Raw genomic sequence first — 18,405 nt, 5'->3', positions numbered from 1 at the left:
GGTTCTCCCGCGGGGCGCACAAGTCGAGCGAATGGACGGGTCTTCGCGTCCGATGCGGCCATGGCGGAATTGGTAGACGCGCTAGCTTGAGGTGCTAGTCCCGCGAGGGGTGGAGGTTCGAGTCCTCTTGGCCGCACCAACCTTTTCTCGAACAGCGAGACGAGGTTCGGTGCACGACTTCGGAAGTGGCCGACGCGCTCCGCGCAGCCCTGTCCGACGCATCCGACACACACACCATCCGGCAAGCGATCAGGTGATCGAGCCCTTCGGCCGTCCGGCCATGGGCAGCCCCCGCAGGATGGATCGCGACTCCGGCATGATCGCGGGGTGCGATCAACGCTCATGTGTTCAGCGTCGCGCGGCCTAGTCCCCTCCGCTCCCGGGTATCCGATACGGCCGCCGCAGCCTCGGGTCTGTTCTCGGGTCTGTTCTCCGGCCTCTTCCCGACCGAAGCGGACCCGGCCGCCCGATCGACGCAGGACAGCCGGCGGGGGCGGATCGCCGCAGATCTCCGGCAACCGCGCAGGCGCTCGTCCCAGAACCTCTGATGGGTCTCGGCACGCCACGATCCGTCTTCGTTGCAGCCGTGCGGATCAGCACCGCCACGAAGACAGCAACGATGGATCCTGGCCGTTCACATCTGCCAGGGAGATCACCGATGGCGAACCGCGTCGTCGCTTCTGTGAAGTCATGGCTTGCCGGTGCGCGGACCAGCCGCGATCTGTGCCGCCTCGACTGCCGGTGCCTTGAGGATATCGGTCTGGATCCCCGGGACGTGACCGCCGGCATCAACCGGACGAGGCACCATCCCTCCTGGGACGACGACGCGCGACGCCAGGTCTGGATCGGACCGCGCGGGGAATATTAGGGCCGGAGCGGATCTCGACGCCGGCGCGCGGCGGGTCGGCACGCCTCATCTTCGGTTCGCGCCTCCGCGCTCAGCGCGGGAGAGCGGGATGCCGGAACCACCCAGGACAGCCTGGGGTTTATGTCGGACCCCGGATCCGCAACGCCTACGAACAGAGTGCCTATGAGCGCGCCGGTAAGATCATTTCTCGCCGTCGGGACCGCCTTCGCCGCAGGAATCGCGGTTACCGCGGCCTTCGTCGGCGGCCGGCCCGAGCGGCCGCAGGTCGAGCCGGCCATGACGGCCGGGCCGTCCGCGACCGGGCAGGCCCCGAAGGTCGCCGATCTCGCGTCGACGTCCCGCGCGGCCGAGACCGCACCGCTCGGCAAGGCCCCGGCGGCCACGGAGACCTGGGTCGACCCGACCCGGCAGCGCGCTGCGGCACCGGCCCCCAACCCGCCGCTGCCCCCGCTGGTGTTCCACGTGGAGCGCAGGAGCGAACCGGCGAAGGATCAGGCGGCCCGGGACGGCACGGGAGCGGATGAGGGAGACGTGCGTCGAACCGCTGTCGTCCCGCCGCCGCGCCGACCGACCGCGTCCGAACTCCTGGCGAAATCCGGGCCCCGCCGCGAACCGGCCTCCGAGACTGACACGGCGGACGCCACCCGGGAATCGCGGGCGCCGGCGCCCAAGCCTCAGGCGCCGCGGCAGACGGCCAACGCTCAGCACAAGGCCGCAGGGTCCCGCGTCGCGTCGTCGGACGCGAGCCAGGACGACGTCCGCCTCGTGGCCCCGCGGCAGTCGCGCCAGATCTACGTCGCGCGGCGGGACGACGTCGACCCGCCGTCAGGGTTTTACCCGCCCCGGCACGTCGAGGTCGTCGACCGCTACGAGCGGGATGTCGAGGACCGGCCTTCCGTGGTTCGACGCAGAGTGACCGCTGCCGAGGCCGGTGGTGTCCTGCGCTGGCTCGACCATCCTTGAGCCTTCCCTGTCCGAGAGCAGCGAGGCTCGCATGTTGAATGTCCGGGGATTGGCGATCGGCGCGACCGTCGTCGCGTGGGCGAGCGCGGCCAGCGCCCTCAGCCCCGAGGACATGCGCGAGCGCACGGCCGCCATCGCGAGCCGTTACCTGCAGATCTGGTCCTCCAACAACGTGAGCCCGGTCTCGGACGTACCCTACATGTACGGGCGGACGGTCCAGTTCTACGGAAAACCGTATAGCCAGGCGGACCTGCAGGCCGAGAAGCAACGCGCCATCGCGCAATGGCCGGTGCGACAGTATGCACACCGCCCCGGCACGATGCGGGTCATCTGCAACGTCGAGGCCCGCAAATGTGCGGCGCGGTCCACCATCGACTTCACGGTCGCCAACCCGAACCGAGGGACCAGAAAGAGCGGTTCGGCGAAGTTCGATCTGGGCGTCAGCTTCGCGGGTCCGCGCCCGGTCATCCTCTACGAGGGCGGGAGCTTGAACAGGCGGCGCGGCCCGCAGGGCGCCTCCGGTTTCCAGGAGTGACCCGAGCCGGAACTCGGCGGGAGCCATCGAGTCCGGAGCGCGGCGGCGGGCCCCGCAGGGGGCGGTCGGCCGGGTAGAAATCTGGTCCGGCCCGGCAGCGCGCGTGTCAAGACCACCATCCGCGCCAGTGCTGATTAAGGCAAACGCGCGAAGACCGGAGGACATGCTGGAACTGGTCGGTCTCACCGGCTAATCTTCGGAAAGCGACGGGCCAACATCGCTGTCTTCGTTCGTACGAACCTTGTGCCCCGCGTGTCGGAGCTGACCGTGAAGAAGATCCTCGTCGCCGCGGCCCTCCTCCTGGCCGCCACAGGTGCCTACGCGGAGATCCAGCTGCACGAGGAGGGGCGCCCCGTCGCCAGCACCGCGATTCGACCCGGGATCGCCGCCTTCAGCCCGTCACCGATCCCAGCGGCCTGGATAATCTCGGGCAATCCCGTCACCGAAGCCGCCAAGGTCTCCGAGGTCCATGACGGCAGCGCGCACGTCTATCTGTGGCGCACCACGGCGAGCACGTTCCGGTGGACCCATCAGGCCGATGAGATCATCACGATCCTGGAGGGCGAGGTGTTCATCACCGACGCGGACGGCCAGCGGCATCACCTCAGCCAAGGCGACGTGGCGCATTTCCCGGTCGGGTCGGTCCAGCTCTGGGAAGTGCCCAGGAGCCTCCTGAAATCGGCGATCCTCAAGCATCGCAGCCCCACCCTGGTGGAGGCGTCCCTGCGCTGGATGCGCCGAGCCCAGGCCTTCGTCACCGGCTGAGCCCCTCGGGCGCCGCACCGGATAGACGCCGTTCCGCCCGGTGGTCGAGCCACGCGTCGGCGGATGCCGTGCCATGCGCGGGCTCGCACCGCGGCGAGTTGACTTCGCAGCCGCACAGCCGCATATCGGCGGTGCAGCGTCAGCGGCCGCCATGGCCCGCTTGAGGGGGCTGCGTGACGGATCGGGCGCCTTCCGGCGTGATCCGGCCCCCCTCTTCATAACGTGCATGCACCCGAGCCGCCCCATCACGCGGGCTGCTCCCTGCCAACGGACCGACCCGAACACGGCACCGCTCGCGACGAGAACGCGAGGCGCCCGGTCGGTCCTGCTGCATCGGATACATCCTTGACCCAATTCACCGATTTCGGCCTCGCCCAGCCCGTGCTGCGGTCGCTCAGCGAGGCTGGCTACGTCGCGCCGACCCCGATCCAGGCCCAGGCGATCCCGCCGGCCATGGCGGGCCGCGACCTCTGCGGTATCGCCCAGACCGGCACCGGCAAGACCGCGGCCTTCGCGCTGCCGATCCTGCACCGCCTCTCGCTCTCGGACCGCCGCCCCCCGCGCCGCGGCTGCCGGGTGCTGGTGCTCTCGCCCACCCGCGAGCTCGCCAACCAGATCGCCGAGTCCTTCTCGGATTACGGGCGCCACCTGCCGTACACCAACACGGTGGTGTTCGGCGGTGTCACCATCAGCCGTCAGGAGCGGGCGCTGGCGCCGGGCGTCGACATCCTCGTGGCCACGCCGGGCCGGTTGATCGACCTGATCGAGCGCCGCTCGCTGACCCTCGAAGGCGTCGAGATCCTCGTCCTCGACGAGGCCGACCAGATGCTCGACCTCGGCTTCATCCACGCCCTCAAGCGCATCGTGAAGATGCTGCCGCAGAAGCGCCAGAGCCTGTTCTTCTCGGCCACCATGCCGAAGAACATCGCCGGCCTCGCCAGTCAGTATCTCACCGACCCGGTGCAGGTCGCGGTGACGCCCGTCGCCACCACGGCCGAGCGGGTCGACCAGCAGGTGATCTTCGTCCACACCGGCGCCAAGCAGGCGCTGCTGGGGCACATCCTGCGCGACCCGGCGATCGAGCGCGTCCTCGTGTTCACCCGGACCAAGCACGGCGCGGACCGGGTGGTGCGCGGCCTCGACAAGGTCGGCATCGCGGCGGCGGCGATCCACGGCAACAAGAGCCAGCCCCAGCGCGAGCGGGCGCTGGCCGCCTTCAAGGACGGCTCCAGCCGGGTGCTGGTGGCCACCGACATCGCGGCCCGCGGCATCGACGTCGAGGCCGTGAGCCACGTGGTCAATTTCGACCTGCCGAACGTGCCGGAGAGCTACGTTCACCGGATCGGCCGCACGGCCCGGGCGGGCGCGGACGGCCTCGCCATCTCGTTCTGCAACGACGAGGAGAAGGCCTACCTGCGCGACATCGAGCGCATCACCCGGCAGAAGGTGCCGGTGGCGGGCTTCCCGGAGGGCTTCAACCCGCCGTCCCGCCAGGAGGCCGCCGACATCGCCCGCGAGGAGGAGCGCCGGCCCGAGCGGCAGCAGCGTCCCGGCGGCGGGCGCCCGGGCCAGCGGCCCCGGCAGCAGCAGGGTCGTCCCCCGCAGGGGCGGCCCGAGGGCGGACGCGGGTTCGGCGGCCAGGGCGCACCCCGGCAGGGACGGCCCCAGGAGGGTCGGACCGACGGCCGCAGCCAGGCCCCGCAGGGGCGCGAGGCGCGCCCGGACAGCAGGCCGGCCCGGCCGCAGGGTGAGCAGCGTCCCAGCCAGGGCCGCCCGAACCGCGACGGACGGCCCCAGCGGGCCGACGCCCGTCCGCGCAGCGGCGGTGGCGGTGGCGGTGGCGGTGAGGGCCGCAACATCGGCTGGCTGGAGCGGGCGCCGCGCTCCTGAGCCGACTAACACGATCTGACCTGTGAAGCCGCCCGGGACGCATCCATCCCGGGCGGCTTCGCGTTTGGAGGGGAGGGTCGAGCGCGACCTCGGGCTGGCACCGCCGGTCGCCGACCTCGACGCGTCGTCCCTGCGCGCGGTGTGGAGGTATCCAGGTCGCGCCGCCGCACCGCCGAAGGCGGGCGGGATGCGGGACGGCGGAATTCCTGCCCCGTAAGCCGCAGGGGCAATCTTTTCCTGATGGCCCCCCGATCCCATCTCGTCCGGATTGGACAGGGAGCCTCCACCATGCGGTTCGAACTCTACCGGGACGCCAAGGGCGAGTGGCGCTGGCGTCTGCGGGCGCGCAACGGCGAGGTGGTGGCGGAATCCGGCGAAGGTTACGCGCGCCGCGAGGATTGCGAGCACGGCATCGCGCTCGTCCGACAGAGCGCCGAGGCCCGCATCGAGGACATGACCACGAAGATCGCCTGACGCGGCGGGCCTCAACCCGCGATCAACCCTGTTCGCCACTCCGTAGCGGTTACGCTGCAACGCTTGGGCTCACCCACGCGTTGCAGCGTTTCGGACCGGTCGGAAGGCCTCGCTTCCCGTGCGGTTCGTCGTCACGACGTAATGACACAAGGGAGTCGAGACCTTGCAGAGGAAATTCCTGCTCGCGGCCCTGCTGGTGCTGGGCTTCGCGGCCGTCGCGCCGGAGAGAGCGTCCGCCGCGCCCATCGGTCCGGGGCTCGCCCTGCCGGCCGATGCCGCACCCGCTGCAGCGACCGAGAAGGCCCAGTACTATTACCGTCGCCGTTTCTACGGCCCGCGGCCCTACTGGCGCCGCCCGTATTACGGCCGTCGGTTCTACGGCCCGCGGCCCTACTGGCGCCGTCCGTATTACCGCCGCCGGTTCTACTACTGAGCGCGCGGCCTTGATCGGCCCGGCGGCTTCTTCGAGCCGCCGGGCTTTTTCATGCCTTGATTCGGGGTGCGCGAGGGCGCCCCATGCGTTATTCTGCATGGGACGGGATGGACGACGGGAGATCGACCCACCCGGGAGGACGCCTGATGAACGATATCGCGCAGCGCGCCGAGCCTTCGGCGGCGACGCAAGACCTCTGGCAATTGGTCCCGCTCGAATGCATCCTGAGCGCCGTCGCAGTCCTGGTGGCGGCGGGGCTCAAGCTCGCCGGCTTCCTTCCCTGACGGCGCGAGGCGGGTGGATGGACGGCATGCAGCACGTCGGACCCTCAGCGGGGGCAAGTACCCCCCCGCCCCCGGAGGTCGATCTGCCCCGGGGTGACCTGACGGTGCGCACCATCGCCATGCCGGCCGACACCAACGCCAACGGCGACATCTTCGGCGGCTGGGTGCTCTCGCAGATGGATCAGGCCGGCGGCATCGCGGGCGTCGATCGTGCCCAGGGCCGGGTCGTCACCGTGGCGCTCGATGCCATGACCTTCATCCGGCCGGTCCGGGTGGGCGACGTGCTGTGCGTCTACACCCGGGTTTCGCAGGTCGGCCGGACCTCCATGAAGATCGAGGTCGAGGCCTGGGCGCGGCGCTTCTGCACCCAGGTGCGCGAGCGGGTGACGCAGGCCACCCTGACCTTCGTGGCGATCGACGAGGCCGGCCGGCCGCGGCCGATCCCGCCGGCCGTCCCGTCGCCGCCCGCGGCTACTTGATCACCCCGCAGGCGACCCGGTCGCCGGCGCCGCCGATCGGCTGGCTGGTGTGGTCGTCCGGGTTGGCGTGGATGATCAGGGCCGAACCGTCCCCGTCCTTGAGCCCGCCCTCGCCGTTGAGCGGCGTCTCGCTCGACACCTCGGCCTGGGCCGAGCCGTCCTGCGCGGCGTAGAGGTTCGGCAGGTCGCCCTCGTCGGGGCCCTCCGGGTTGAGCAGGCCGTGCTTGCTCTGGTCGTGGTTCACGTGCGCCTTGGAATTCTGGAACTTCGCGTCGGAGCAGTCGCCGACCGCGTGGAAGTGCATGCCGTGCCAGCCGGGGGGCAGGCCGCCGGGCTGAATGGCCACGCGCAGGACCAGGGCGTTCGCCCCGTCTCGGATCGTCAGCGTCCCGATCGCGTCGCCCTTGGCGTTCTTGATCGGCGCCTCGTAGGTCTCGGGAGCCTTGGCAGGCTCCTTCGAACCCTCCTTGGAGGGCTCCTGCGCCAGGGCGCCGCTCGCGGCGAGGGTCCCGAGCAATGCGAACAGCGGCAGGGTACGGGTCATGCGGTGGCTCTCCTGTACGGCCCGGTCTAGTTAGGGAGCGTGCCGCCCTTCGACAGGGCCGCGCCTCCGAACCTCGACCGCAGCTCTGCCGGAACCGCGCTTAATTCTGATGACCCGAGACCGGCCCATAGCGGACCGCGCCGCGACCGGTGCCCCGCCCCCCCGACGCGCCGATCTGTTCCTGGTGGAGCAGGGCCATTTCGAGAGCCGGGCTCGGGCGCAGGCCGCGATCAAGGCCGGGCTGGTGCGGATCGACGGGCGACCGCTCACGCGCGCCTCGGAGCCGGTCGCCGCGGGGGCCCGCGTCGACGCGGCTCCCGCGCATCCCTACGTCTCCCGGGGCGGGCTCAAGCTGGCCGCCGCCCTGGATGCCTTCCTCCTGGATCCGCGCGGCCGCACCGGCCTGGACGTCGGCGCCTCCACGGGCGGGTTCACGGACGTTCTGCTCGGCCGCGGCGCGCACCATGTCCACGCCGTGGATGTGGGACGGGGACAGCTCCATCCCCGCCTCGCCGCCGATCCGCGCGTGACGAACCTGGAGGGCACGGACATCCGCGGCCTCGACCCGGCGGCCCTGACGCCGCGTCCGGATCTCGCGGGCATCGACGTGAGCTTCATCGGCCTGCGCCTCGTGCTGCCGGTCCTGCCGGCCTTGCTGGCTCCCGGCGCGGAGCTCGTCGCGCTGATCAAGCCACAATTCGAGGCCGGCCGGGCCCGGGTCGGGCGTGGGGGCCTCGTGCGCGATCCGGCGGTCCATGCCGAGGTCTGCGCCGCGGTGCGGAGCGCGCTGGAGGCGCTCGGCGCCGCGATCCTGGGCCTGGTCGATTCGCCCGTGCCCGGCGGCGACGGCAATGCCGAGTTCCTGATCGGGGCGCGGTTGCCGTGAGATGCCCGGGAGCGGCCGGATCGCCTAGAGTCGTCGGCGCGATGCCGATGCGACGCCGGATGCGACGCCGATGAGATGCCGGTGAGATGCCCATGAGCGATGCCCCCAACGAGACGGTCGCGATCCGGGAACTCGGTGCCCGGGGCGACGGCATTGCGGAGGGCGGGATCCTCGTCCCCTACGCGCTGCCGGGGGAGCGCGTCGCGATCCGGCCGGAGGGCCGGCGCGCGGAGCTGCTCGGCATCGAGCAGGCCTCCGCCGACCGGGTCGAGCCGTTCTGTCCCTACTACATGCGCTGCGGCGGCTGCCGGACGCAGCATCTGGCGCGGCCGGCCGAACTCGCCTGGAAGCGCGGCCTCGTCGCGCAGGCCCTGTCTCAGGCCGGGCATGCCGTCGACCCGGCGCCGACCGTCGATGCCCACGGCGCGGGCCGCCGCCGCATCACGCTGCACGTCCGGGAGATCGACGACCGGGCCGAAGCCGGGCTCATGGCGGCGCGCAGCCACGCCCTGGTTCCGATCAATCATTGTCCGATCACCGTGCCGGCACTGCACGCGGCGCCGGAAATCGCGCGCCGCCTCGCGGCGCCCCTGGGCCACGGCCGCAAGCCCCTCGACGTCGCGGTGACCGCCACCGATCAGGGCCTCGACGTCGATCTGCGCGGTCATGGCCCGGTGAGCGGAGGCGTCAGCGCCGCCCTGGTGCGGATCGCCGGCGCCCTCGGCCTCGCCCGGCTGTCCCTGCACGGCGAGCGCCTCATGGAGGCCGAGCCGGTCTCGGTCACCGCCGGCGACATCCGCCTCTACCCGGCCCCCGGCGGCTTCCTGCAGGCGACGGCCGCCGGGCAGGCCGTGCTCACCGAACTGACGCTGGCAGCCCTCGGCCCGCGGGTGCGCCGCGCCGCCGATCTGTTCGCGGGCTGCGGGCCGCTCACCCTGGCGATGGCAAGAATCGCGGCCGTTCACGCCGTAGAGGCGGACGCGGCCGCGCTCGCCGGCCTCGACCGGTCCGCCCGCGCGGCCACGGGCCTGCGCCCGATCACCAGCGAGCGCCGCGACCTGTTCCGGCGGCCGCTGCTGCCGATTGAACTCGACGTCTTCGAGGCTGTGGTGTTCGATCCGCCCCGGGCCGGCGCGGATGCCCAGGTCCGTCAGCTCGCGGCCTCGCGCGTCCCCCTAGTGGTCGGCATCGCCTGCGACGCCGGTACCTTCGCGCGGGACGCGGCGACCCTCGTGGCCGGCGGCTACCGGCTGGAGGCGGTGACGCCGGTCGACCAGTTCCGCCACGCGGGTCACGTCGAGATGGCCGGGATCTTCCGCCGCGCCGCCACGCGGCGGCGATGACCCACGCAACCTGCGGCCACGTTTCGCGTTTTCACGACGACTGGAGGTCCACATGACCCGCGGATGCCTTCGCCCCCTCGCGCTGGCCGCGCTGAGCCTCGCCCTGCCGGGCGCGCTCGCGGCGCAGACCGTCGCGCCCGACCAGACCGGCACCGGCGGCGGCCCGGCCTCGACGATCACGGCGCCGAACACCAACAGCTACGGCGTGACCAAGCCGCCGGGCACGTCGCTGGGGCCAGGCGAGGTGCCCTCCCGCGAGGAGCGGCGCCGGGAACGCGCCCTGACCGACCAGATCGATCGCAGCATCTGCGACGGCTGCAACTGACGCGGTGCGCGGCGGGTTCGTCGGCGCGGCCGACGGCCCGTTCCTGTGCGCGGATCACCCTGGATCGGGCCGTGACGACGGAGGGACCCTGCGTCGTCGCGCGTGCGCTCCGGAATGTCACGGAAGCGTCAGAAAACACCGCCACATCCGCGCCACAGCTTGCGTCGGGACTCGCGGTGCCGGATGCGGGCTGAGCCCTGCGCCGCTTCGCGTCCGTTCCGCATCCGAGACTCGTTCGTGATCTTCATCCACCAGCCCGCCGTCGGCGCCGGATCCACGCAGCTTGAGCGGCGCGTGGTCAATCTTCAGGACACGATCCCGGAGGATACCGTCTGGCTCGACCTGATCCGGCCGAGCCGCGAGGAGGAGCTCAAGGTCGAGGCCTTCGCGGGCATCGAGGTGCCGACCCGCGAGGAGATGAAGGACATCGAGCCTTCGGAACTCCTCTACGTCGAGGAGGGCGCCCGCTACATGACCGGGCGGGTGCTCTCGAAGGTGAGCGACTCGGAGGAGCCGGGGCTCGCCGGCATCACCTTCATCCTGCGCGGCAACCGCCTCGTCACCGTGCGCTACGAGGAGCCGCAGGCCTTCCGGATGTACACGCAGCGCGCCGGCCGCTCGATGGGCAACGGCAGCAGCGCCTCGACCTCCGGGGAATCCATCCTGGCCGGGCTGATCGAGGCGGTGATCGACCGGGCTGCGGACGTGCTCCAGCTCCAGGGCGAGCGGATCGACCGCCTGTCGGGGAAGATCTTCGAGGTGCAGGAGGATCCGTCCGCCCGCAACACCGCCCTTCAGGACACCTTGCGGGCGCTCGGTCGGCACGGCGACCTCATCTCCAAGCAGCGCGAGAGCTTGGTCTCCATGGAGCGAATCCTGCTCTCGCTGTCCGCGACCTACCGGACCAACAAGGCGCCGCGCGACCTTCGGGAAGACGTGCGCTCGACCCTGCGGGATCTTCAATCACTGGAGGAGCACGCCACCTTCCTGAACAACAAGATACAGTTTCTGCTCGATGCAACACTCGGGCTCGTCAACCTCGAGCAGAACAACATCATCAAACTGTTCTCGGTGATGGCGGTTGTCTTCATGCCACCGACCCTGATAGCCTCGATCTACGGCATGAATTTCAAGTCTCTTCCCGAACTGGAGCTGCCGTACGGCTACCCGATGGCGCTGGTCATGATGGTCGTTGCCGCCATATTTCCCTACTTCTTCTTTCGATGGAAGAAGTGGCTCTAGCACTAGTCTTTATCCAAGAGCCGAGAAAGAATTAAGGGATCTCTGGGAAAAAGCGCGAGCTTGAAGGCGCGGCAGGCCCGCGAAGACGGAAGCTCCCATGCGATTCTCTCTCAAGACGGTCCTCTCCGGTGCGATCGGCCTGCTCGCCCTCGCCGCCGCCGGCCAGGGGATCGCCAGCGTCGTGACCCTGTCGGAGATCGAGGGGAATGCGACCGAGATCTCGCGGCAGGCCCTGCCCGCACAGAACCAGGCCGAGGCGATCGGGACGGCCGTCCGGGACGCGCGCCTCAGCCTCTACCGACTGGTCGTGGCCTCCCCCGATGCGGCGGCCCTCGACAGGAACCAGACCGCGCTGACCGACACGCTCGGGGCGCTCTCCGACCTGCGCCAAGCCTTTCAGGAGCGCCCGACTGCTCCCCGCGAGCGGGAGACCTACGAACGGTTCACCACGGCCTGGAACGCGTATCAGAACGTCCAGCTCCAAGTGGTCGAGCTGATGATCGCGGGCGACCAACCGGCTGCCCTCGCGCTGGTGCTGAATCCCGCGACGGGCGCGCAGAACGACGCGGCGGTCGCCAGCCTCACCGAGACGATTGCCTCCGCGCGGGCGCAGACGGAGGCCAACGTCGCCGTGACCGTGGCGAAGGCGACGCGGGCCAAGCTCGTCGCGCTGGCCGCTACGGTGATGGGCCTCGCGGTCGCCGCGGCGGCGATGCTGTTCGCGATCTTCGGGATCGCCCGGCCGATCGAGCGCATGACCGGAACCATGGGTCGCCTCGCCGAGGGTGACGAGACCGTGCCGGTTCCGCACACGGGGCGCGGGGACGAGATCGGCGCGATGGCGGCCGCCGTGCAGGTGTTCAAGGACAACCTGATCCGCAGCCGCGCCCTGGAGCGGGACACCGCGCTGGCGCGCGAGGGCGCCGAGACGCAGCGTCGGCGTGCCGTCCACGCGATGGCCGGATCCTTCGAGGCCGCCGTCGGCGGCGTGCTGGCACGGGTGTCGGACGCCGCCCTCGGCCTGCGCGCGGATGCCGAGGCGATGTCCGGCACGGCCACGCACACGGCCGAGCGCGCCGCGACGGTGTCGGGCGCCGCGCAGGAGGCGGCCCAGCACGTCGGCACGGTGGCGGCGGCGGCCGAGGAACTCGGCGCCTCGGTCCAGGAGATCAGCCGGCAGGTGGACGGGTCCGCCGACCTCGCCCGGGGCGCGGTGGTCGAGGCCGGGCAGACCGCCAGCCTCGTCCAGGAGTTGAGCGCGGCGGCGGGCCGGATCGGGGACGTCGTGCGCCTGATCACCGATATCGCCGGCCAGACGAACCTGCTGGCACTCAACGCCACCATTGAGGCCGCGCGGGCCGGCGCGGCCGGGAAGGGATTCGCGGTGGTCGCCGCCGAGGTGAAGCAGCTCGCCGCCCAGACCGCCAAGGCCACGGGGGAGATCGCCGATCAGGTCGGCCGCATCCAGGGCGCCACAGGTCAGACCGTGGGGGCGATCGACGGCATCGCGGCGCGCATCCGCGAGATCGACGGGGTGGCGACCTCCATCGCGGCCGCCGTCGAGCAGCAGGGCGCAGCGACCCGGGAGATCGCCCGCAACGTCGCCGAAGCGGCCGTCGGAACCGGCGCGGTCACCGGCACCATCGACGCGGTGGCGCGGGCCGCCGATGCCACCGGCACGGCCGCCACGCGGATGCTCGCCTCGGCGGCGAGCCTGTCGGACCAATCCACCGAGCTGCGCCGGGAGATCGACACGTTCCTGGCGACGGTGCGGGCCGCCTGACGGGCTCCTTCCGGGCGTCCAACGCGGCGGTGTGAACGCTTCGGCCCCTCCGGCTCCGTCCGTCCTCACGCGCCGGGCGAAGCGCCTCGCGGCGGAGCGGTCTGGGCGGGCGGGGCACGGTCCGGATGTCCTCGCTCCGCCCGCCAGGGCGGCGGACCCGGGCCCTCACCGAAACCGGCCAGAGACGGCAAGGCCGCCGGGGATGCGCTCCCGCGGCGGCCTGTCGACCCGTCCGATGCGCGCTGGTTTCAGGCGACGGCGGCGAGGTGCTTCACCTCGGCCCGGGCTGCCACCTTACCGACCGGTGCCGCCTTGCCGCCGCTCTCCACCTCGGGGAGCAGGATCGGCGGCTGCACCCAGCGGCCGGCGTCCAGTTCGGTGATCCGGCCGTTGATCTCGCGGATGACGTAGCGCGAGAACGGGTAGACGTGGAGGTAGATCACCATGTTGGTGACCACGGCCTCCAGGGCCGCCGGGTTGCGGCGGGCGGTCTCCAGGAACACGCTCCAGAAATGCTTGGCGAGTTCCGGCCGCCGCACGGTCATCCGCCAGCAGACGCGCAGCAGCGAATAGAGATCGTGGACGACGTGGCGCCAGTTCAGCTTCTGGGCGGCGAATTTCGGCCGCTTCACGCGGCTTGCGACCACCCGCACCCGGTCGAAGAAGTTCGCCGGGTCGTAGATCTCCTGCAGGACGTCGCGGTAGTCGGCCAACACGTCACGCTGCGGGCGCAGGGTCACGAAGTTGATCCCCTGCGTGCATTGATCGCCCTGATCGGCGGTGGTCGCCGCGTAGTTCTCGTAGAGGCGGCCCTCCTTGCGCAGGCGGCGCGAGAGCTGCGTGTTGGGCAGCGCGTAGAGCAGGCCGACCATGGCGATCGGGATGCCGGTCTGGCTGATGCAGAGCGACATCGCCTGGGCGATGCTGTCCTTCTCGGTGTCGAAGCCGACGATGAAGCCGGCGGTGACGAACATGCCGTGCTCGTAGAGCTTGTGCACGCTGTCGGCGATCGACCGCTTGGTGTTCTGCTTCTTCTGCGTCTGGATCAGCGTCGCCTCGTCGGGCGTCTCGATCCCGGTGAACAGGGCGAAGAAGTTCGCGTCCCGCATCATCCCGAGCAGCTCTTCGTCGTCCGCGAGGTTCAGCGAGGCCTCGGTGGAGAACTTGAACGGGTAGCCGTGCGCCTCCTGCCACTGGATCAGGTGCGGCAGGAACAGCTTGATCGCCTTCTTGTTGCCGATCAGGTTGTCGTCGACGAAGTCGACATGGCCGCGGTAGCCGAGGCCGTGGAGCCGGTCGAGTTCGGCCAGCATCTGCGGCGTGGTCTTGGTCCGCGGGGCGCGGCCGTAGAGCTCGATGATATCGCAGAACTCGCAGGTGAACGGGCAGCCGCGCGAGAACTGGACGCCGATGTAGAGGTAGTGGCTGAAGGTCAGCAGGTCGAAGCGCGGGATCGGGCTCTTGGTGACGTCGGCCTTGAACTTCTCGGCCGTGAAGCGGCCGCGTCGCTCACCCGCTTCCCAGGCGGCCACGAACGTGTCGAGGATGCCCTCGGCCTCGCCCAGCACGAGGAAGTCGGCCCTGTCGTAGACCTCAGGCGTCGAGGTGGGTGCGGGACCGCCGACGCAGACCGGCGTGCCGAGCGCGACGCACCTGTCGATCACGACGAGGCAGTCCGGCTCTTGGGGCAGCATGCCGCCGGTCATCACGAGATCGGCGGCCTGGATCTCGGCGTCGGTCAGGTCCTCGCAGTTGCGGTTGACCAGCGTCACCTGCCAGGCCGGCGGCAGCATCGCGGCCAGCGTGATCAGCCCGAGCGGCGGCGCGGGGGCGCGGGCGCCCTGCAGCTCCATGGCCTCCTTGAAGTTCCACATGGAGTTTTCGTAGAACTTCGGGAACACCATCAGCACGCGCGGGGCCGTATTCGCATCCGACATGCCAGCTTCCCTCGTTCACGCAGGCGGCCCGAATCCGCGCCATCGGGCCGTGCAAAGATCGCTGTCTGACTTGCGGGCGAATTGAGGCCGTTTTTCGCTCCCGCAGCACGCCTCGCCCCGGCTGTGGGATTCGACCGGGCTGTGCGGCCGGCCCCGCGCCGGATCGGCGCACGGTGAGGTCAAACCGGCGCGCGCCCTGCCGTCACGGCGCGACGCGGAACCGCTCCGGTTGCGTGCCGTCGCTGTCCGTGAAGCCGTAGATCCGCGCGAGGTCGCCGGCATGCAGGACCGACCCGGCCCGCGTGGCGACGTTCGGGTCGGCGGCCAGCGCGGCGAGCGCCCGGCCGGCATAGAGGGGGCTTTCGGTGGCGAGCCCGTCCTGGCCCAGGTCCCGCGCCCGCTCGGTGGCGACGAAACCCGGCGAGAGGCCGAGGGCCGTGACGCCGTAGGGCGCCAGATCCCGGGCGAAGGACAGGGCCAGTCGGTTGGTGGCGGCCTTGGCGGAGTCGTAGAACACGTCGCCGAGGTAGTCCTCGGTCCCGAACGAGACCAGCGCGATCAGGCCGGCGCGTGCCGCCACCATGGCGGGAGCGACCGCGCGGGCCAGCAAGAGAGCTGGCAAAGGACCCGCTTCGAGGAACCCCAGATACGGCGCGGCCGAGCGGCGCCAGAACGGCGTCCCCCAGCCGGCCCCGTCCGGGTAGCGCTCGCCGTCGTAGCCCTCGTTGCCGCTCCAGACGCTGCAGGCCGCCACGTCGATCCGGCCGAAGCGGCGCAGCACCCAATGCACCAGCGTGTCGGTGGCGCGCTCGGAGCGGTGGTCGCAGAGATAATGGTGGCCGCGCCCGCCCGCCGCATCGACCATGCGGGCCGTGTCCTCGATCGATTCGGGCCGCAATTCGGTGCGCGCGCCCGTCTCGCTGGACCGGGCGGTGACGATCACGGTGGCCCCCGCCTCCCCCAGCGCCCGGGCGAGCCCCCGCCCGACGCCCCGCGACGCGCCCGCCACGAGGCAGATCTTCTGCGACAGGTCGGGCGCGCTCACGCCGAGGCGGCGGGCTTCGACCGCGACAGGAAGGCGGCAAGCCGCTCCTGGGACTCGGGCGAGCGCAGCTGCACGTCGAAGGCCTTGGCCTCCGCCTCAAGGGCCGCCTCGACCTGCGCCTGATCTCCGCGGATCAGCGCCCGCGAGGCCGCCAGCGCCCCGCGCGGCAGGGCGGCGAGGCGCGTGGCCTGGGCTATCGCCTGCTCCACCAGCATGTCGGCCGGCAGCACCGCGTTGACGAGGCCGAGCACCTGCGCCTCGTCGGCCTCGAGCGGCCGCGACAGAAGCAGCAGCTCGGTCGCCTTGAGCCGGCCGACCCGCAGGGGCAGCAGGTAGCTCGATGCCGCCTCCGGCACGAGGCCGAGTTCCACGAAGGGCATGCGCAGCCGCGCCGCCGGACTCGCGTAGACGAGGTCGCAGTGCAGGCAGAGCGTCGCGCCGATGCCCACCGCGATCCCGTCGACCGCCGCCACCATCGGGGTGCGGGTGCGGGCGAGTTGGCGGATGAACGACAGGGCCGGGGAGGCGCTGAAGCCGTCGCCCGCATGCCCCATGAAGTCGGCGAGGTCGTTGCCGGCGCTGAACATGCCGGGCTGACCGGCGAAGACCACGGCGCCGACCGCGCCCGAGCCATCGGCCTCGACCAGGGCCTCGCGCATGGCGTCGTACATCGCGCCGGTGAGCGCGTTCTTCTTCTCCGGGCGGTTCAGGGTGATCAGGCGGACGCCGCCCTGGAGATCGTCGATCGCGACGGTATCGGCCATGGTCGCCCTCCTCAAACCGCCAGCGCCAGGGCGGCGTCGTCCGTGAAGGCACCGCCCGCCACCACGGTCTGTTCCAGGCCTTCGGCCGCGGTGAGCAGGTTCTCGGCGTAGAACCGCGCCAGCGCGATGCGACCGGCATGGGCCGGGTCGGTCCCGCCGGCCTTCAGGGCGGCGCTCGCGGCGAGCGCACTCCGCGCGAGGCACGCACCGCCGAGCGTCAGGCCGAACAGCCGGAGGTACGGCGCTGCCCCGGCCAGCGCCGCCTCGGGCCGGTTCGAGGCGAGCGCCGCGAGCTGGTGGCTCGTCGCCCGGTCGAGGCTGCCGATCCCGTCCCGAAGCCGGGCCGCCATATGGCCGAAGGCGGGCTCCCCGGCCTTGAGCAGCCCCTCGGCGGTCCGGCGCATCCAGGCGATCTGGGACCGGACCGTGGCACCACCGTTCAGCGGCAGCTTGCGGGCGGTGAGGTCGATGGCCTGGATCCCGTTGGTGCCCTCGTAGATGCCGAGGATGCGGGCGTCGCGCATGAGCTGCGCGGCGCCGGTCTCCTCCACGAAGCCCATGCCGCCATGGACCTGGACGCCCAGCGAGGTCACCTCGTTGGCGAGATCGGTGGAGAAGGCCTTCGCCACCGGCGTCAGCAGCGAGGCGCGGTCCAGGGCCGGCCGTCCTTCAGCGCCCTTCGACGCGTCGAGGGCGGCCGCGGTGAGGTAGCAGATGGCGCGGGACGCGGCCGTGTAGGCCTTCATGGTGAGCAGCATCCGCTGCACGTCGGGATGCGCGGCGATCGGGCTCGCCGCCTCAGCGCCCCCCAGGGCCTTACCCTGGCGGCGCTCCTGCGCGTAGGCGAGCGCCCGCTGGGTCGCCGCCTCGGCGACCCCGACGCCCTGGAGGCCGACACCGAGCCGCGCCGCGTTCATCATCGTGAACATGCAGGCCAGGCCCTTGTGCTCCTGGCCGATCAGCCAGCCGGTGGCGCCGCCGTTGTCGCCGAAGGCCATGGAGCAGGTCGGCGAGGCGTGGATGCCGAGCTTGTGCTCGATGCCGGAGCAGCGCAGGTCGTTGGCGGTCCCGTCCGGCAGCACCTTCGGCACCAGGAACAGGGAGATGCCCCGCGTGCCGGCGGGCGCGTCCGGAAGCCGGGCCAGGACGAGGTGGACGATGTTGTCCGCCAAGTCGTGCTCGCCGTACGTGATGTAGATCTTGCTGCCGGTGATCCGGTAGGTGCCGTCTCCCGCGGGCTCGGCTCGGGTCCGCAGCAGCGCGAGGTCGGAGCCCGCCTGCGGTTCGGTCAGGTTCATGGTGGCGGGCCATTCGCCCGAGACCAGCTTCCCGAGGTAGCGTTCCCTCAGCGCGTCGGAACCGTGGGCCGCCAGCGCCTCGATGCCGCCCTGCGTCAGCAGCGGGCAGAGGCCGAAGGCGAGGTTGGCGCCGTTCCACATCTCGGTGCAGGCGGCCTCGATCAGCTTCGGCAGGCCCTGGCCGCCATGCTCGGCCTCGGCCGAGAGCCCGTTCCAGCCGCCCTCCGTGAAGGTGCGGTAGGCCTCCCGCCAGCCGGGCGGCGTGGTCACGCGCCCGTCCGCGAAGGGCGTGCCGTGGCGGTCGCCGATCCGGTTGAGCGGCGCGATCACGCCGGCGGCGATCCTTGCGGCCTCGCCGAGAATCGCCTCGGCGTCGTCGGGATCGACCGCCTCGAGCCCGGCCACGTGCCGGAGGGTGAACAGCATCTCCGGGACTGGGGCGCGGTAACTCATAGGATCCTCCCGTCTTGCGGCCCGCCCGCTCGTTCGACCCGCGGCGGGTTTGACCGCGCCCGCGCACCGGCGCTAGGGCGGACCGAGGATAGGC

The 18,405-nt window shown here is 71.4% G+C and carries 19 protein-coding genes and 1 tRNA gene; 15 read left to right on the top strand and 5 right to left on the bottom strand.

Annotation, left to right across the window (positions count from 1 at the left end):
• Positions 1 to 54: 54 nt before the first annotated feature.
• The 10 genes from MFF58_RS19850 to MFF58_RS19805 all read left to right on the top strand — a co-directional run bounded on the left by MFF58_RS19850 (position 55) and on the right by MFF58_RS19805 (position 6,691).
• Positions 55 to 139 (top strand) — tRNA-Leu (locus tag MFF58_RS19850).
• A gap of 519 nt (positions 140 to 658) precedes the next feature.
• The gene (locus tag MFF58_RS19845; RefSeq protein ID WP_238290592.1) at positions 659 to 868 is read left to right on the top strand and encodes a hypothetical protein; all 210 of its coding nucleotides are present in this window, start codon (positions 659 to 661) and stop codon (positions 866 to 868) included.
• Between the two features lie 162 nt (positions 869 to 1,030).
• Complete coding sequence (locus MFF58_RS19840; RefSeq protein ID WP_238290591.1) at positions 1,031 to 1,831, top strand: hypothetical protein; 801 nt, start codon at positions 1,031 to 1,033, stop codon at positions 1,829 to 1,831.
• Positions 1,832 to 1,862: 31 nt separating this feature from the next.
• Positions 1,863 to 2,366 (top strand): hypothetical protein, encoded by a 504-nt coding sequence (locus MFF58_RS19835; protein WP_238290590.1) that lies wholly within the window; start codon positions 1,863 to 1,865, stop codon positions 2,364 to 2,366.
• 267 nt (positions 2,367 to 2,633) lie between these two features.
• On the top strand, positions 2,634 to 3,131 hold the full coding sequence (locus MFF58_RS19830) for a cupin domain-containing protein (RefSeq protein WP_238290589.1): 498 nt from the start codon (positions 2,634 to 2,636) through the stop codon (positions 3,129 to 3,131).
• 345 nt (positions 3,132 to 3,476) lie between these two features.
• Positions 3,477 to 5,021, top strand: a complete 1,545-nt coding sequence (locus MFF58_RS19825; RefSeq protein WP_238290587.1) for a DEAD/DEAH box helicase — start codon at positions 3,477 to 3,479, stop codon at positions 5,019 to 5,021.
• Between the two features lie 288 nt (positions 5,022 to 5,309).
• Entirely contained in the window at positions 5,310 to 5,495 is a 186-nt protein-coding gene (locus tag MFF58_RS19820) for a YegP family protein (RefSeq protein WP_238290585.1), read from the top strand.
• A gap of 163 nt (positions 5,496 to 5,658) precedes the next feature.
• Entirely contained in the window at positions 5,659 to 5,928 is a 270-nt protein-coding gene (locus MFF58_RS19815; RefSeq protein ID WP_238290583.1) for a hypothetical protein, read from the top strand.
• Positions 5,929 to 6,074: 146 nt separating this feature from the next.
• Positions 6,075 to 6,212, top strand: coding sequence for a hypothetical protein (locus MFF58_RS19810; RefSeq protein ID WP_238290581.1), 138 nt, complete (start codon positions 6,075 to 6,077; stop codon positions 6,210 to 6,212).
• 26 nt (positions 6,213 to 6,238) lie between these two features.
• Positions 6,239 to 6,691: an acyl-CoA thioesterase gene (locus tag MFF58_RS19805; protein ID WP_238290579.1), complete on the top strand. Its 453-nt coding sequence runs from the start codon at positions 6,239 to 6,241 to the stop codon at positions 6,689 to 6,691.
• Here the strand turns inward: MFF58_RS19805 and MFF58_RS19800 are convergent.
• Positions 6,684 to 7,235 (bottom strand): superoxide dismutase family protein, encoded by a 552-nt coding sequence (locus MFF58_RS19800; RefSeq protein WP_238290577.1) that lies wholly within the window; start codon positions 7,233 to 7,235, stop codon positions 6,684 to 6,686. The genes MFF58_RS19805 and MFF58_RS19800 overlap by 8 nt on opposite strands.
• A gap of 109 nt (positions 7,236 to 7,344) precedes the next feature.
• On the opposite strand from MFF58_RS19800, the gene MFF58_RS19795 reads away from it, so the two are divergent.
• The 5 genes from MFF58_RS19795 to MFF58_RS19775 all read left to right on the top strand — a co-directional run bounded on the left by MFF58_RS19795 (position 7,345) and on the right by MFF58_RS19775 (position 12,814).
• On the top strand, positions 7,345 to 8,121 hold the full coding sequence (locus MFF58_RS19795; protein ID WP_238290575.1) for a TlyA family RNA methyltransferase: 777 nt from the start codon (positions 7,345 to 7,347) through the stop codon (positions 8,119 to 8,121).
• 92 nt (positions 8,122 to 8,213) lie between these two features.
• Entirely contained in the window at positions 8,214 to 9,464 is a 1,251-nt protein-coding gene (locus MFF58_RS19790) for a class I SAM-dependent RNA methyltransferase (protein ID WP_238290574.1), read from the top strand.
• Positions 9,465 to 9,516: 52 nt separating this feature from the next.
• On the top strand, positions 9,517 to 9,789 hold the full coding sequence (locus MFF58_RS19785) for a hypothetical protein (RefSeq protein WP_238290573.1): 273 nt from the start codon (positions 9,517 to 9,519) through the stop codon (positions 9,787 to 9,789).
• 237 nt (positions 9,790 to 10,026) lie between these two features.
• Entirely contained in the window at positions 10,027 to 11,031 is a 1,005-nt protein-coding gene (locus MFF58_RS19780; protein ID WP_238290572.1) for a magnesium transporter CorA family protein, read from the top strand.
• A gap of 97 nt (positions 11,032 to 11,128) precedes the next feature.
• Positions 11,129 to 12,814, top strand: a complete 1,686-nt coding sequence (locus MFF58_RS19775; protein ID WP_238290571.1) for a methyl-accepting chemotaxis protein — start codon at positions 11,129 to 11,131, stop codon at positions 12,812 to 12,814.
• A gap of 248 nt (positions 12,815 to 13,062) precedes the next feature.
• On the opposite strand, the gene MFF58_RS19770 is transcribed toward MFF58_RS19775, so the two are convergent.
• The 4 genes from MFF58_RS19770 to MFF58_RS19755 form a co-directional block, all read right to left on the bottom strand.
• Entirely contained in the window at positions 13,063 to 14,751 is a 1,689-nt protein-coding gene (locus MFF58_RS19770) for a B12-binding domain-containing radical SAM protein (RefSeq protein WP_238290570.1), read from the bottom strand.
• 202 nt (positions 14,752 to 14,953) lie between these two features.
• Entirely contained in the window at positions 14,954 to 15,760 is an 807-nt protein-coding gene (locus MFF58_RS19765) for an SDR family NAD(P)-dependent oxidoreductase (RefSeq protein ID WP_238290623.1), read from the bottom strand.
• 32 nt (positions 15,761 to 15,792) lie between these two features.
• Positions 15,793 to 16,560 (bottom strand): enoyl-CoA hydratase-related protein, encoded by a 768-nt coding sequence (locus tag MFF58_RS19760; RefSeq protein WP_238290569.1) that lies wholly within the window; start codon positions 16,558 to 16,560, stop codon positions 15,793 to 15,795.
• An 11-nt stretch (positions 16,561 to 16,571) separates the two neighbouring features.
• Positions 16,572 to 18,311: an acyl-CoA dehydrogenase family protein gene (locus MFF58_RS19755; RefSeq protein ID WP_238290567.1), complete on the bottom strand. Its 1,740-nt coding sequence runs from the start codon at positions 18,309 to 18,311 to the stop codon at positions 16,572 to 16,574.
• Positions 18,312 to 18,405: the final 94 nt, after the last annotated feature.

The sequence above is a fragment of the Methylobacterium longum genome, from assembly GCF_022179385.1.
GTDB lineage: Bacteria > Pseudomonadota > Alphaproteobacteria > Rhizobiales > Beijerinckiaceae > Methylobacterium > Methylobacterium longum.
This window is presented reverse-complemented; position numbering and strand designations above follow the sequence as displayed.